This is a genomic window from Vibrio sp. 10N.261.55.C5 (assembly GCF_041470505.1).
Lineage (GTDB): Bacteria > Pseudomonadota > Gammaproteobacteria > Enterobacterales > Vibrionaceae > Vibrio > Vibrio crassostreae_C.
Map to the genome: position 1 here is coordinate 77,142 of NZ_JBFRMS010000018.1, position 14,420 is coordinate 91,561.

A 14,420-nucleotide genomic window follows, 5' to 3' on the forward strand; every position below is an offset into this window, starting at 1 on the left:
TTGTTAAGAAGCGACCATTCCATACCGTGTTTTTGAACTGTTCAAGTTAAAGAATCAATATTGCGCGGAAGTCATTCACATTTGTCAGCGTCGGCCCCGTGGTAAGAAGCACATCGACTTGCTTGAAGAAATCGTAGCTGTTGTTGGCATCGAGGTAGTCTTGCGCTTTAAGCGACAGGCTCGAACCTTGTTGCCATGTTTGAGGCGTGATCCATGCGCCCGCATTGTCTTCCACGCCATCAATCCCGTCGGTATCAGCAGCCAATGCAAATATGTTGTCTTGGCCTTTAAGCTCGTTATATAGGCTCAACAAGAACTCACAGTTACGCCCACCGCGACCATTGCCTTTAACGGTTACTGTGGTTTCGCCACCGGAAAGTATCACGCAAGGCGCCTCAAATGGGTGCTTGTGATTGGCCACTTGCTTAGCCAACGCAGCGTGCACCTTCGCAACATCTCGCGCTTCTCCCTCTATGCAATCACTCAACACATAAGCCGGAATACCTAAGCCTTCAGCTTCTGCTGCAGCGGATTCCAATGCCGACATCGGGGTCGCGATAATATTGTGCTCTGCATTTTTCCAACATACGTCATCTGGCTTTACGGTTTCTGACTCTGGATTATTTAACCATTCAAATGCCGTGCGTGGTGTTTCTATTTGGTAACGCTCTAAAATTGCCATCGCATCAAAACGCGTGGTGGTGTCGGGTACGGTTGGGCCAGAGGCAATCACACTAATGTCATCGCCCGGCACATCAGAAATCGCCAGTGACACAACCCTTGCAGGATACGCTGCTTTGGCGAGTCGACCGCCTTTTATCGAAGATAGATGTTTGCGAACACAATTCATCTCATCAATGGCGGCGCCTGATTTAAGCAACGCCTTATTGATTTGTTGCTTCTCTGCCAAGCTGATATCGCCACCGGGCAGACTTAGCAAAGCGGAACCGCCACCCGACAGTAGGCAAATAACCGTGTCGTCAGCGCTCAAGCCACTCACCAATTGCAGCATACGTTGGCTCACTTCTAAGCCCATCGCATCTGGCACGGGGTGCGCAGCTTCAATCACTTCGATATGTTCGCAAGGGGCGGTGTGTTCGTAGCGGGTCACGACTAAGCCTTCAAGATCACGCAGTGCGAGATCTTGTTGTTTTTTTGCCTGCCAAACCGCTTCAAGCTCTGCTGACATTGACGCGGCCGCTTTACCTGCTCCTATCACCACAGTACGCCCAGCTTGGTTGGCTGAGCGGTAAAAAATGTCTTTAGGAAGAAAAGGTTCGATGTGATTCTTAGGTAGCGCCTGATTAACAGCACTTGAGAAAAGGGTTTGTAGAAACTGCTTAGCATCAATGTCCATCATCCACTCCTTAGTTGACGGAGAAAAAAAGAACCCCGATACAAGGCCAAAGGGTGCCTGCTAAGATCAAGTTGGAAAGGAACAACTTCAACCTTTGCCTCGTATCAGGAACGCGTATAAAAGGAGACGAAACTACGCGATTTATAAACAAACTGTTTGAAACTGTTGAGCTACGAATCGATAGCAGCCCTGATTAATTAACGGATAATCGGTAGATTGACTAACCACTAAACGGACAAACCGTTAACTAGATTAACGAATCGAGTGGTCAGAACGTTTCTCAATCGCTTGGATAAGCGCAGAGTGGTCCCAACCTTCGCCGCCCATTTCGGCACACTCACCAAATAGCTCTTGTGCATTTGCCGTATTCGGCAGTGCAACCCCTAGCTCTTGTGCGCCCGTTAGCGCTAAGTTGAGGTCTTTTTGGTGAAGCGAGATTCTAAAGCCTGGATCAAAGGTACCTTCAACCATACGCTCACCGTGCACTTCCAATATCTTAGAGTTAGCAAAGCCACCTAATAAAGCCTGACGTACTCGCGCTGGATCAGCACCGGCTTTCGAAGCAAATACGAGCGCCTCAGACACGGCTTCGATATTCAGCGCCACAATGATTTGGTTTGCGACCTTACAGGTTTGACCTGCACCGTTATCACCCACCAGCGTGATGTTCTTACCCATGATTTCGAAAAGAGGTCGTGCTTTATCAAAGGCGTCTTGCTCACCGCCCACCATGATAGTCAGAGCCGCGTTTATCGCGCCAACTTCACCACCTGAAACCGGAGCATCAAGGTATGAAGCACCACCTTCGTTGATTCGAGCGGCAATGGCTTTGGTTGCGATTGGCGAGATTGAACTCATGTCGATGACTAACTTGCCCGTCGCACCACCAGCAGTAAGACCTTGCTCGACACCGTTATCACCAAACAGCACCTCTTCTACTTGAGGGGTGTTAGGCACCATAAGAATAATGACATCTGCCTGTTCCGCGGCTTCGGCAGGGGAATGACAAACCGTTGCACCTGCTGCAACCAACTCGGCAGGAGCAGCGTTGAAATGATCCGACAGAATCAAGTCGTGACCCGCTTTTTGAAGGTTACTCGCCATAGGTTTACCCATGATGCCAGTTCCGATAAATGCAATTTTAGACATGTTGTTCTCCTTAACGTTTGAGGGTTACCAGGCGCAATTAACGGTACTGGTGCAGCCAACCAAGGCCTTCTGTCGTCGTTGTTTTTGGTTTGTATTCGCAGCCAACCCAGCCTTGATAGCCAAGCTCATCAAGATAGTTGAGCACGAACGGGTAATTGATTTCGCCGGTACCCGGTTCGTGTCGGCCTGGATTATCCGCCAGTTGCACGTGTGCGATGTGGCCAATGTTCTGTTGCATGGTCGGCGTAAGATCGCCTTCCATAATTTGCATGTGATAAATATCGTATTGGATAGAAAGGTTATCGCTCCCTACCTCTTTAATGATCGCTTTGGCTTGCTCAGTGGTGTTTAAGAAGAAGCCCGGAATATCGCGGGTATTGATCGCTTCTATCACTAAGCTGATGCCCTCTGCTGCTAGCGCGTTCGCCGCATAATGCAGGTTAATCACAAACGCCGATTGCGCGTCTTGTTGAGTGACACCTTGCGGAACAATCCCGGCCAAGCAATTCACTTGAGTACAACCCAGTGCTTTTGCGTAAGCGATGGCTTTAGGTACGCCCGCTTGAAACTCTTCAACTCGTGCAGGGTCGACCGCGATACCACGGTCGCCAGCGTCCCAATCACCCGCGGGCAGGTTGAATAGCACTTGCTCTAGGTTATTAGCGTCGAGTTTTTCTTTGATTGCCTGAGCATCAAAGGCGTAAGGGAAAAGATATTCGACACCTTGAAAGCCCGCTTCTGCGGCAGCTTCAAAGCGGTCCATAAAATCAACTTCCGTGAATAACATTGACAAGTTTGCTGCAAATTTTGCCATGACTCTGTCCTTATTCTTTATTTGGTGAAACTATGACTGTTTAGTGAAGCAACGGTTATTTGGTGGAGCTACGGTTGCTTAGTAAGCCTCGCTCTATTGGAGACTTTCCGTAGAGCTAAACCTCAGCTCTACGGATACACATTACTTAATGATTACTTGTACGCTAACGCTGTTGGGGCATCGCCGCGGCTTTCGGCAAGTGGCTCAAATTCGTTGATGGCATTGATCTCTACGCCCATCGCAATGTTGGTTACTCGCTCAAGAATCAGCTCAACGACCACTGGCACCTTGTGCTTGTTCATCAGCTCTTTGGCTTGCTCAAACGCTGCCGCAATTTGCTCTGGTTCACGAACTCGAATTGCCTTACAACCTAGGCCTTCAACAACGGCAACATGGTCAACACCGTAGCCTTCAAGCTCTGGTGCATTCTGGTTATCGAACGCCAGTTGTACACAATAGTCGATATCAAATTGGCGCTGCGCTTGGCGAATCAATCCTAGGTATGAGTTGTTCACCAACACATGAATGTATGGCAAGTTGAACTGCGCACCTACCGCCAGCTCTTCAATCATGAATTGGAAATCATAATCACCAGAGATAGCGACAATATCGCGGTCAGGATCGGCCGCTCGTACGCCTAATGCAGCAGGTGTTGTCCAACCCAATGGGCCTGCTTGACCACAGTTGATCCAGTTACGAGGCTTATAAACATGCAGGAACTGAGCGGCAGCAATTTGCGACAAACCAATGGTGCTCACATAACAAGTGTCACGACCAAATGCCTTGTTCATCTCTTCATAAACACGCATCGGTTTCATTGGCGCTTCATCGAAATTGGTTTTACGCAGCATGGTCGACTTGCGTTCCTGACACTCACTTGCCCAAGCATTTCGGTTCGGCAGTTTGCCAGCGTCACGCCACTCTTGCGCCACTTCAACCATTAACTCCAGCGCTGCCTTGGCATCAGAGACAATGCCTAAATCTGGGCAGAACACGCGGCCGATTTGGGTTGGTTCAATATCAACGTGAACAAACTTTCGGCCTTCAGTGTAAACATCGACAGAGCCGGTATGACGGTTTGCCCAGCGGTTACCGACACCAAACACAAAGTCAGAGTTGAGCATGGTTTCGTTGCCGTAACGGTGAGACGTTTGTAGCCCTACCATGCCTGCCATTAATTCATGATCATCTGGGATCGAGCCCCAACCCATCAAGGTTGGAATCACAGGAACTCCAGTGATCTCGGCAAACTGTTGCAACAATTCGGACGCGCCAGCATTAATCACGCCACCACCCGATACAATCAGCGGTTTTTCCGATTGAGACATCATGGTTAATGCTTTCTCAACCTGCGCGCGGGTTGCTTGTGGCTTATAAGGTTCTAGCGGTTCATAGGTATCGATATCAAACTCAATCTCAGCCAGCTGAACATCAATCGGTAGATCAATCAGGATTGGACCCGGGCGACCCGAACGCATTAAATGAAAGGCTTTTTGGAATGCGCGTGGCACTTGTGCAGGTTCCAGCACCGTAGTCGCCCACTTAGTCACTGGTTTAGCGATAGATTCAATATCGACCGCTTGAAAATCTTCTTTGTGAAGACGAGCACGTGGCGCTTGGCCGGTGATGCATAGAATTGGAATCGAATCTGCAGTCGCAGAATAAAGACCCGTGATCATGTCCGTTCCCGCAGGACCAGAAGTACCAATACACACACCTATATTGCCTTGATTAGTACGCGTGTACCCTTCAGCCATATGGGATGCACCCTCTACGTGACGAGCTAAGACGTGGTCGATTCCTCCGAGCTTTTTCATAGCCGCATACATAGGGTTAATTGCTGCGCCGGGAACACCAAATGCGATGTCTACACCTTCACGTTTAAGCACCTCTACCGCTGCTTCAATCGCTTTCATAATTGCCATTCGAACCTCCAGTTCAGATTGTATACAATTAAACTAACTTTTGTGTACTATGAACCATCCTCGCTATTTATCAACCCCAAAATGAAACAATTTTGTTACATCAACCCATCACATTAAGTACACACTCATCCTGAAAAGCTTACAATTCATTGCTTTACATAAAATATCTTTATGTAAAAATAAATTACAAAAAGACCAAATGATAAATAAATGTTAAATACCGTTTGCTTGTTTACAATTTCTACAATATAAATATCCTTAAAAAGAGCATTTTGTATACAAAGTTACATCGTATTGTTCAAAGGAGACAACAATGATGAATGACGTAAAAGAGAGAGAAGAAGTACAGTGTATGCAGGTACTCGGGAATATGGACAACTCCGAGTACAAAGAGATCTTGTCTAAAGATGCATTAAAATTCTTAGAAGCTCTCGTCAATAAATTTGGAGATCGCCGTCATGCCCTGCTAAGTGACCGCGACACAAAACAAGCTCAATATGACGAGGGTGAGCTACCCAATTTCAGAAAAGACACCATTTCCATTCGTCAGAATAAAGAGTGGAAAGTGGCAACACCTCCAACAGAGCTACTCGATCGCCGCGTAGAGATCACCGGCCCTATCGAAAGAAAGATGGTGATCAACGCGCTAAACTCAGGCGCGAAAGTCTTCATGTGTTGCTTTGAGGATGCGTCTTCCCCGACTTGGGCCAATATGGTCGAAGGGCAAATCAACCTAAGAGATGCCAACCTTGGAACCATTAGTTACTTCGATGAGAAAAAGCAGAAGAGTTACCAGTTAAACAACGATCCTGCACTGCTGATTGCCCGCCCACGAGGCATTCACTTGCCAGAGCAGTCCATTCAATTCAACAATCAGCCTATCGGCGGTTGCTTGATGGACTTCGCTTTGTACTTTTTCCATAACTATCAGTCACGTGCAAAACAAGGCTTAGGTGTTTACTACTACATTCCCAAGCTTGAGAGCATGGAAGAAGCACAGTGGTGGGACGATATTTTCAGCTTCACCGAAAACTATTTCCACGTACCCAAAGGCACCATTCGTGCGACCGTGTTGATTGAAACTCTGCCAGCCGTATTCCAAATGGAAGAGATCTTATACGCCATGCGTGATCATATCGTAGCGATGAACTGTGGCCGTTGGGATTACATCTTCAGCTACATCAAAACGCTGAAAAACCATAAAGACCGCATCTTGCCAGACCGCCACGGGATCGGCATGGATCAAGAATTCCTCAACGCCTATAGCCAACTGTTGGTGCGCACTTGTCACGCTCGTGGCGCATTAGCAATGGGTGGGATGTCAGCCTTTATTCCAGCAAAAGACCCGCAAGAAATGGCACGTGTAAACGCCAAGGTTATCGAAGATAAACAAAGAGAATCTCAGAACGGACATGATGGCACATGGGTCGCACACCCTGCACTGGTTGATTTGGCAATGTCGATCTTTGATAAGCACTTAGATGGCAAAGTAAACCAAATGGATTTCCAAAGCCCAGAGCATGTGATCAATGCAGACTCGTTGCTAAAGCCTTGTGAGGGCAGTCGCGACGAAGTAGGAGTACGCAAGAATATACGCATCGCGCTGTATTACATCGAAGCTTGGATTCAAGGCTACGGTTGTGTGCCTATCTACGGGCTAATGGAAGATGCCGCCACCGCAGAGATCTCAAGAGCCAATATTTGGCAATGGATCCACCACGGCGTCATGCTTGATGACGGCCAAACCTTTACCAAGCAACTATTCCACTCTTGGCTTTACCAGGAGTTAGACACGATAAAACATGAAGTCGGAGACTCGCGCTATTCAGCAGGTCGATTTGAAGAGACAGCTGATCTTTTCTATCAACTTTCTACAGCCAAAGAGTTCGCTGCCTTCCTAACTTTACCCAGCTATGGGCTATTACAAGAGTCCAGTTAGGACTCTTGTACCGAGCTGAATCAGTCGATGATATTCACAACAAGCGTAATGATTGGCTGACTTAGCTTGGTACACGGCCCCTTGAAAAACTAGGAGATAACATGGGAAGTTTGACTCTACAACAAGCGTTAACCATCATTGATGGCACCTTAAAAGCAGGAAACAAAATCCACACAGAACCTTTGACGGTCGCCGTCTTAGACAGCGGTGGCAAGCTGATTTCTCTGCAACGTCAAGACGGCTCTAGCATGATGCGACCAGACATCGCGATTGCTAAAGCGTGGGGAGCACTCGCACTGGGTTGTTCCTCTAGAAAACTCGCCCAAGATGCTGATAATCGACCAGCATTTATCTCCGCCGTAAACGTACTCGCACACGGAAACATGGTGCCAGTGCCAGGGGGCCTACTGATTCGAGATAAGGATAAAACGGTACTTGGTGCGATTGGGGTCAGCGGTGACATCTCAGACATCGACGAAAGTTGCGCCATCAACGGCATTGGTTGTGCAGAACTGTTCAGTGACGAGATGCTGCAAGCTTAACTCGCCAATTCGCTGTACTTGAAGTTCTTAAACAAGCACAAAAAAACCGAAGCGATTAAGCTTCGGTTTTTTATTGAATCTAAAGGAAGATCAGAAAAACTACTCGTACGCGCTCAACCATGTTTTCAGAAGTTGGTTGGTGTTCTTCTTCTGACTCGCAGACAGAGATTTCACAAGCTTCTTCTGCGTTTCAACATGCTCAGTCATCATTTGGTCAATCAGAATAAGACCATCTTTAGTTAACTGGACACTCACGCTGCGTCTGTCTTCTTTGCTGTGTTCACGACTGATCAGCCCTTTGGCTTCTAGCTTATCAAGGCGATTGGTCATCGCGCCAGATGTCAGCATCATGGATCCAATCAGTTCAGATGGCGTCAGTCGGTAAGGCTTCCCAGAACGTCGCAACGTCGCCAGCACATCAAACTCACCCAGCTTCATGTCGTATTTTTTATGAAGCTCGGCAACTTGCGTCTCCATATACTTGGCAATACGCATAATCCGACCCATCATTGCCATAGGCTCAGTATCTAGTTCGGGCTTTTCCTTTGCCCATTGCTCTACTACGCGGTCGATAGCATCCATTTGCAATCTCGCTCCGTTGTTAGTCTGATTACTTCAAACTAGTTTAACATAAAGATACTTTACAACCACTAGTTCTCAGTATACAGTTCACACAATAGTTATCTTAACGTAAAGATATTTTAAATGAACATATTATTAGCAATGATCCCCGCGTTCTTTTGGGGAACAACCTATGCAGTGACGCAATTTACGCTACAGGAGTGGCCACCATTATTATTGGGTGCTTTGCGTGCGTTACCTGCTGGTTTGTTATTGCTAGCAGTAAAACCAACACTGCCTAAAAAAGGCGAGTGGCAAATCATTTTCACACTGGGCCTTATCAATATCGCGACCTTCTTTGGCTTGATCTTCGTGATGGCGCTAACGCTGCCTTCGGCAATCTCTGGCGTGGGCATGATCTCCGTGCCGGTGTTCGCGATGATCTTCCACTGGGTAGTGAAAAAACAGCGCCCGCATCTGATTCAAGCCCTTTCGGGTATTGGCTTGATCACCTTAGCGTGGATACTGTTTAACCCAAGCCAAATTGCTCTGAACCCAATCGGTTTAGGCGCAATGTTCGCCGCAATAATGTGTATTGTCATCGGCAGCAGCATTACCAAGTCACTGGGTAACCGCATGCACTGGTGGAAGGTATTAACGTGGCAGTTGATTCTGGGTGGTACGATTTTGTCTGTCGCGTCTGGCGTTCATGCATTCATCGATCCGCAGCCTTATGTTAATGCCGTGACTCATTTCGATACTCGTAATGCTATGGGACTCGTGTGGGTGATTGGCCTAAACACAGCGCTGGGTTACGGCATGTATGTGTGGTTGCTACAACGTATGTCGGTGGTTGATTTCACCTTCGGTGGAATCGCAAACCCAGTGGCTGGCATCGTGACAGGCATGGTGTTAATGGGTGAATCATTCACTGCAGTACAATACTCACTAATGACCGGCATGATAGTGATGTCACTGCTACCACAACTTATCCTTGCGGTAAGACAACCCAAACAAGTTAAGCCTGTTACGCAGTAGACGCAGCCTCTTAAACGTATTGTTCAAAAACGCGCCTCATTGAGGGCGCGTTTTTTGTTGCTACGCTAACAGCAATAACCCAACAGCCATACTCGTTGAGTTGACCATTCCTTAAGTTAAATTAAACCTCACAAAGAACAATGACTTTACTTTAACTATCTAAAGCGAATTTATTTTCTATAAAATAATCATACTAGAGATTTAATTTCCACAAAAAACTCAAATTAGAGATAAAAAGACAAAACTTTTCTCCGACTACCTTTCTATACTGTGCCACGTCATTAAGGCGCTACAAGCCTATGATTTAAAATAATTATTAATGAGTAGTCACCATGAATTCGAAGTCGCTAACTATTTTGCTTTTTGTCTCTGTTTGCTTAATTTGGGGAACCACTTGGTTCGCTATGGAAGTAGCATTGCATTCTATCCCACCTATTTTTGCTACTGCGTTGCGCTTTTTACTTGCAGCACCTCTGCTTGCAGTATTGGCGAAAGTCTTCAACCAACCACTGCTGTTCCCTAAAGGTAAGCGCCAATGGCTGCTTATTGTTGCGTTGATGTATTTCGCGATTCCGTTTACGTTGATGATCTATGGCGAGCAATACATCTCTTCAGGTTTAGCGTCGATCATCTTCGCCAACATGCCTGTGGCTGTGATGTTGATGTCTGGCTTATTCTTAGGTCTACGACTAGCGAAGCACCAGATATTCGGGTTGATCGCTGCTGTTGTGAGCCTATGTCTAATCCTTGGTAATGAAATGCAGATGGGTGGCGATGACTACCTAATTGGCACGGTTTGCTTAGGCCTTGCTGTTGCGATTCACGCAGTGATGTATGTGCTGGTTCAAAAGCACTGCAAAGGCATTGAAGTACTAACCTACAACGCCGTACCGAGCCTAATTGCAGCTCTATTCTTGTTCGCTGTTTCAGCTATAGGTGAAAACGTGAATGTTGAATCCTTCACTGGGGATTCAATCTCAGCCGTGGTTTACCTAGGCTTTGTCGCGAGTGTTGGCGGCGTTGTGGCTTACTTCAAATTAGGACAGGTTTCGACCCCTTTCCAAGCGTCTATCTGCTTCCTAATCTTCCCAGTGGTTGCGCTGCTGATCTCTTGCTACATCAATGGTGAGGTTCTATCTGAACAGTCACTTGTAATGATGATTCCTCTACTTTGCGGCATCTTACTGACCAAAGCACCAAAGGGAATCTTCAAGCTGCGTACCGAATTAAAAACCGTAAGAAACTGATCCGCGTGAAACCTATTTTGCGGATTAGATATACATATCCCACATAAACAAAAAGCTCCAATATCACTATTGGAGCTTTTTGTTTATTTCATAATATCGAGACCAACATTAGCGCCAGCTAAACATTCGCACTTCATTGCCTTCTTCAGGTGTCTTAGGAATGTTTAAAGACAACGCCAAAGAAACCGCCGCCATCGCAGCACCGATGTAGAAAACCGTTGCAGGGGACGACAACCAAATCACACCAAACACGACCGGAATAACAACCGCGGCAATATGGTTGATGGTGAAAGAGACACCAGCAGTTGATGCCATGTCTGCCGGGTCTGCGATTTTCTGGAAGTAAGTTTTGATCGCCAGCGCCAATGCAAAGAACAGGTGATCGATCACGTAAAGTGCCGCCGCCCATTCCGCGCTTTGCACCAAACCATAACCGACAAACACACCAATCAAGCCAACATACTCGAAGATCAACGCTTTACGCTCGCCAACCACACCGATAAATCGACCAATGCGCTTCGCAAACAAGAAGTTAAATAGGTAATTAACCAAGAACAACAATGTGACGTCGGCAGCCGAGTAACCAAACTTCTCTACCATCAAGAAGCCTGCAAACACAGTGAAGATTTGTCTTCTCGCACCGCTCATAAACGTTAGCGCGTAGTAGAGCCAGTAACGCTTCCGCAGTACCAACTTCTTATTCTGTGGCGTTTTGGTCTGAAACTCAGGGAAGCCAAAGGTCATCACCAAAACCAGAATAAAACCAATGCCGCCAGTAATGCCGTACACCCAAGCAAAGTCGAGCTTCAGCTGTTCTAGCATCACCCAGATAGATCCGTAAGTGATTAAGGATGCCAACGCGCCAACGGAGATCATTTTACCCAGCATCTCGGGCGCTTCTTCTTTACTCAACCATTGCAGTGACAGAGACTGCTTCAGCGTTTCAAAATAGTGAAAACCCGTCGACATCAAAACCGTAGTCAGCAACAAGCCTGTGAGTGAAGGGAATAAACCGGTTATCGCCGTGCCCACGGTCAGCATCGCCAGCGATATCAACATAAAGCGTTGCTCTCGAATGAAGGCTAAAACAAACACCACGGTAAACGCTAAGAAGCCTGGGATCTCACGAACACTTTGCAACAAACCAATATCGGCGCCATCAAAGTTCGCTTTCTCAATCACGAAGTTATTAAGCAGAGCCATCCAGCTCGAAAACGCGATAGGGACAACAATCGAAATCAGTAATAAGAAGTTTTGCGGCGTTTTCCAGCTCGCGGTTCTATCGAACATTGACGGACTCCTGTTCGTCTAATTGAGTGAGCACTCGTAAGGTCAACTGCTCAGTATAAGGGTTAATCTTCCAATGCTCTGGGCTCCAGCCTTTTACGAAACGTTGGAAATCGGCCCACGCCACGTAAAGCATTGGTCGCCATGCTGCTTCTACCTCATCAAATGAAAGGTGTGGCTGATAGTACGCCAATGCCTCTTTCAAGTAGTGGAAGTAAGCATCTAGTACTTCTGATTCAAGCTCTGCGCAATCTTGTGGCCTAATCGCGCTGCTCATGAACAAGGCGACGTCTTTCATCGCACAGCCGTAACCCACATATTGGAAATCGACCGCAGCTGCTCGCTCGCTTTCAGAATCAAAACAAAAATTGGCGAGCTTGGCATCGCCATGGACTAAGGTTTGATATGGACACTCTTTGAGTAAACGGTCGATGTGCTTGGCTTGATTCTTCAATGGTAAATCAGCCAAGGCATTGAGCTCATCAGGACGTGTATCTAGATGCCAATAAGTACCGACTTGCCACAATGATGACAACTGCTCTTGATTGATATTGATATGCTTTGCGTGAAAGTTAGCGAGCCATTTAAGGCAAGCATCGCGTTGTTTTTGCTCTTCTCTTGTGTAACTAGATGCCTGATAGTCAGAAGCAGCAAGCACATCAAACTGAGAGATCAACGGGAAGCCAATATCCGCTAAGTCTTGCATCACTATCAGCCACTCATTCTCTTCTAGTTCACATTGCAGCCCAACAGGTACAGGGCAGCGCTCGTCCCATTGTTGGGTGAATGACTGATACCAAGCTGTTTCCACTTGGTAAGAGTGTACCTTTCGTTGGTGAGAGAGTTTGGTATTCCAACCCTTTGGGTGTTCAGCTTTATCTGGCAACGCGACATGTTTAACAATCACACTCTTGAGTTCCGCACTGCTTTCTTGAGAAAAGACTAAGCGAACTAACTCGCCATATCCACCCCATAGGCGTTGAATCACTTGGACATCAAACCCTTCATGACAACCCAGCGAGGTCGCTATTTTTTGATAAAGCTCATTTTGATAAAACTCTTGTTGATAAAGCTCTGGCTGATTTTGACTTGAACCCGCTTCAGGTTGAGCTCGATTATTCGACGATATTGATTGAGACATATTACTCGTTGTTATGCTTTATCGGATAGAAGGTGTGACCACTGTGGCTGCCTATTCATGTAGTGAACCACATAGCTACAAACCGGCACAATTTTGAAGCCCGCTTGTTCAATTTCAGGCAATACCGACTCCATCATCACCTTCCCAAAGCCCTTGCCTTGCAGTTCATCAGGAATGCGTGTCGACGTGATATGTAGTACATCTCCGTCCTTTTGATACTTAACGACCGCGAACTGGTTGGGTTCTAACTCTACCGTGATCTGGTTCACTTCTTGATCCCATTTTACTGCCTGCATTCTCAACTCCTGCAAATAATTGATACGACAAACAATAAAAGTTTGAAGTATGAGTTCCTTGTAATAGACTAGCGCAAGTGCATATAAATAAAACTAAGTACTTACAATCAAAGAAAATATTATTATAGCGTGTGGTTATAAATAAAATTCAAACCAATTAAAAGCACTCTATAAATTGCGTTAGTACACCTACTAAATCTAGCACGTAATAACCCCTTGTTAGCAAGTTACCAGTATAACTAACAGACGCATGTTGGCGCATGGAGAACATATAATGAACGCACCCCTGAAGAAGCCTTTGGAGCATAATCAGGCACTTCAAGACCCTCGTAATCGCACCGTTTCCACTATCAATAGCACTGATGCACTGGCCATGATTGAGCACGGCAGTGAGCTGACATTAAATGTCTCGACTCCCGTTGGCACGAAGTTTCTCGCCACCACCAAGTTTATCGGAACGCACAGTGATAACTGTATTGTGGTTGAGGTTCCCGAGGTATCCAATGAAGATCTGAACTTTTTCTTTCAAGAAGGTTTTTGGATGACCGCTCGTGCGTATTCTCTACGAGGTGAAGGCGCGCTTATCCACTTTAGAAGCCAAATTCACCATAAGATTGGTGAACCCTTCCCTATTCTAGTGCTGTCTACACCAAGCACGATGCAAGTGACACAGCTACGTAAAGAAACACGCTATGAAGTGAATCTGGCTTCAAGAATCATCTTCAACGACCAGCGAGCAAACTGTGAGATACGAGATTTATCGAAAAGTGGTTGTCGTTTCGTTACCTCACCAACCTCTCGTGCGATTCAGATTGCCGATCGCGTGTCTATTGAGATAACCCCTGAGAACTACAACGGACCACTGATTCCGCCATTGCGAGGCATCGTCTGTAATTTACAGAAATCGACGCACTACGCTCGATACGGTGTCGAATTTGATGATATTGGCAGAGCTAACGCCAAACACTTATTGGCAAAACTGAAGTTCGATGGCACCAAGCTATGCTTGCGAAACGGTTAACACCATTTAACACGCAACTTTCACCGAATACCGTAAGCTGACCAAATACAAATAGCTCACTGGCAAACTAAACCTCAACCAACAAAAAAGCCATCGACTCTAG

General features: G+C 46.5%; 13 protein-coding genes. 5 read left to right on the forward strand and 8 right to left on the reverse strand.

All coding sequences use genetic code 11. From position 1 onward, the window contains the following. Positions 1–46: 46 nt before the first annotated feature. The 4 genes from AB4263_RS09150 to gcl all read right to left on the reverse strand — a co-directional run bounded on the left by AB4263_RS09150 (position 47) and on the right by gcl (position 5,245). Positions 47–1,357 carry a glycerate kinase gene (locus AB4263_RS09150; protein ID WP_372098153.1) on the reverse strand — a complete coding sequence of 437 codons (1,311 nt, stop codon included), beginning with the start codon at positions 1,355–1,357 and terminating at the stop codon, positions 47–49. A gap of 252 nt (positions 1,358–1,609) precedes the next feature. After that, complete coding sequence (locus tag AB4263_RS09155) at positions 1,610–2,506, reverse strand: 2-hydroxy-3-oxopropionate reductase (protein WP_372098099.1); 897 nt, start codon at positions 2,504–2,506, stop codon at positions 1,610–1,612. 37 nt (positions 2,507–2,543) lie between these two features. Continuing rightward, complete coding sequence (gene hyi / locus AB4263_RS09160; RefSeq protein ID WP_372098100.1) at positions 2,544–3,320, reverse strand: hydroxypyruvate isomerase; 777 nt, start codon at positions 3,318–3,320, stop codon at positions 2,544–2,546. 152 nt (positions 3,321–3,472) lie between these two features. After that, positions 3,473–5,245 carry a glyoxylate carboligase gene (gene gcl / locus AB4263_RS09165; RefSeq protein ID WP_102442607.1) on the reverse strand — a complete coding sequence of 591 codons (1,773 nt, stop codon included), beginning with the start codon at positions 5,243–5,245 and terminating at the stop codon, positions 3,473–3,475. Positions 5,246–5,558: 313 nt separating this feature from the next. On the opposite strand from gcl, the gene aceB reads away from it, so the two are divergent. Together aceB and AB4263_RS09175 are read left to right on the forward strand one after the other, a co-directional pair. Further along, entirely contained in the window at positions 5,559–7,184 is a 1,626-nt protein-coding gene (aceB, locus tag AB4263_RS09170) for a malate synthase A (protein WP_372098101.1), read from the forward strand. 101 nt (positions 7,185–7,285) lie between these two features. Next, positions 7,286–7,726 (forward strand): heme-binding protein, encoded by a 441-nt coding sequence (locus tag AB4263_RS09175; RefSeq protein ID WP_008220964.1) that lies wholly within the window; start codon positions 7,286–7,288, stop codon positions 7,724–7,726. Between the two features lie 99 nt (positions 7,727–7,825). On the opposite strand, the gene AB4263_RS09180 is transcribed toward AB4263_RS09175, so the two are convergent. After that, positions 7,826–8,308: a MarR family winged helix-turn-helix transcriptional regulator gene (locus AB4263_RS09180; protein ID WP_136982344.1), complete on the reverse strand. Its 483-nt coding sequence runs from the start codon at positions 8,306–8,308 to the stop codon at positions 7,826–7,828. A gap of 123 nt (positions 8,309–8,431) precedes the next feature. Between AB4263_RS09180 and AB4263_RS09185 the strand changes: the two genes are divergently transcribed. Together AB4263_RS09185 and AB4263_RS09190 are read left to right on the forward strand one after the other, a co-directional pair. Continuing rightward, on the forward strand, positions 8,432–9,325 hold the full coding sequence (locus tag AB4263_RS09185; RefSeq protein ID WP_017065021.1) for a DMT family transporter: 894 nt from the start codon (positions 8,432–8,434) through the stop codon (positions 9,323–9,325). A gap of 332 nt (positions 9,326–9,657) precedes the next feature. Then, entirely contained in the window at positions 9,658–10,572 is a 915-nt protein-coding gene (locus tag AB4263_RS09190) for a DMT family transporter (protein WP_372098102.1), read from the forward strand. Positions 10,573–10,680: 108 nt separating this feature from the next. On the opposite strand, the gene AB4263_RS09195 is transcribed toward AB4263_RS09190, so the two are convergent. From AB4263_RS09195 to AB4263_RS09205, 3 genes are read right to left on the reverse strand one after another with little or no spacing between them, the layout of a single operon-like run. Then, the gene (locus tag AB4263_RS09195) at positions 10,681–11,862 is read right to left on the reverse strand and encodes an MFS transporter (protein WP_136974050.1); all 1,182 of its coding nucleotides are present in this window, start codon (positions 11,860–11,862) and stop codon (positions 10,681–10,683) included. Next, positions 11,852–13,000: a phosphotransferase gene (locus tag AB4263_RS09200; protein WP_372098103.1), complete on the reverse strand. Its 1,149-nt coding sequence runs from the start codon at positions 12,998–13,000 to the stop codon at positions 11,852–11,854. The genes AB4263_RS09195 and AB4263_RS09200 overlap by 11 nt, the downstream gene beginning before the upstream one ends. Positions 13,001–13,011: 11 nt before the next feature. Continuing rightward, positions 13,012–13,296: a GNAT family N-acetyltransferase gene (locus AB4263_RS09205; protein WP_004732803.1), complete on the reverse strand. Its 285-nt coding sequence runs from the start codon at positions 13,294–13,296 to the stop codon at positions 13,012–13,014. Between the two features lie 274 nt (positions 13,297–13,570). Here AB4263_RS09205 and AB4263_RS09210 point away from each other — a divergent pair, with 274 nt between their 5' ends. Further along, positions 13,571–14,317 carry a flagellar brake protein gene (locus AB4263_RS09210; protein ID WP_017065025.1) on the forward strand — a complete coding sequence of 249 codons (747 nt, stop codon included), beginning with the start codon at positions 13,571–13,573 and terminating at the stop codon, positions 14,315–14,317. Positions 14,318–14,420 lie beyond the last annotated feature (103 nt).

Bases quoted from the DNA above. Each gene is read 5' to 3' on its own strand.
- aceB (WP_372098101.1), top strand. From the start codon at position 5,559: ATGATGAATGACGTAAAAGAGAGAGAAGAAGTACAGTGTATGCAGGTA.
- AB4263_RS09185 (WP_017065021.1), top strand. From the start codon at position 8,432: ATGAACATATTATTAGCAATGATCCCCGCGTTCTTTTGGGGAACAACC.
- AB4263_RS09210 (WP_017065025.1), top strand. From the start codon at position 13,571: ATGAACGCACCCCTGAAGAAGCCTTTGGAGCATAATCAGGCACTTCAA.
- AB4263_RS09200 (WP_372098103.1), bottom strand. From the start codon at position 13,000: ATGTCTCAATCAATATCGTCGAATAATCGAGCTCAACCTGAAGCGGGT.
- AB4263_RS09180 (WP_136982344.1), bottom strand. From the start codon at position 8,308: ATGGATGCTATCGACCGCGTAGTAGAGCAATGGGCAAAGGAAAAGCCC.
- AB4263_RS09205 (WP_004732803.1), bottom strand. From the start codon at position 13,296: ATGCAGGCAGTAAAATGGGATCAAGAAGTGAACCAGATCACGGTAGAG.
- AB4263_RS09195 (WP_136974050.1), bottom strand. From the start codon at position 11,862: ATGTTCGATAGAACCGCGAGCTGGAAAACGCCGCAAAACTTCTTATTA.
- AB4263_RS09175 (WP_008220964.1), top strand. From the start codon at position 7,286: ATGGGAAGTTTGACTCTACAACAAGCGTTAACCATCATTGATGGCACC.
- gcl (WP_102442607.1), bottom strand. From the start codon at position 5,245: ATGGCAATTATGAAAGCGATTGAAGCAGCGGTAGAGGTGCTTAAACGT.
- hyi (WP_372098100.1), bottom strand. From the start codon at position 3,320: ATGGCAAAATTTGCAGCAAACTTGTCAATGTTATTCACGGAAGTTGAT.
- AB4263_RS09190 (WP_372098102.1), top strand. From the start codon at position 9,658: ATGAATTCGAAGTCGCTAACTATTTTGCTTTTTGTCTCTGTTTGCTTA.
- AB4263_RS09150 (WP_372098153.1), bottom strand. From the start codon at position 1,357: ATGGACATTGATGCTAAGCAGTTTCTACAAACCCTTTTCTCAAGTGCT.
- AB4263_RS09155 (WP_372098099.1), bottom strand. From the start codon at position 2,506: ATGTCTAAAATTGCATTTATCGGAACTGGCATCATGGGTAAACCTATG.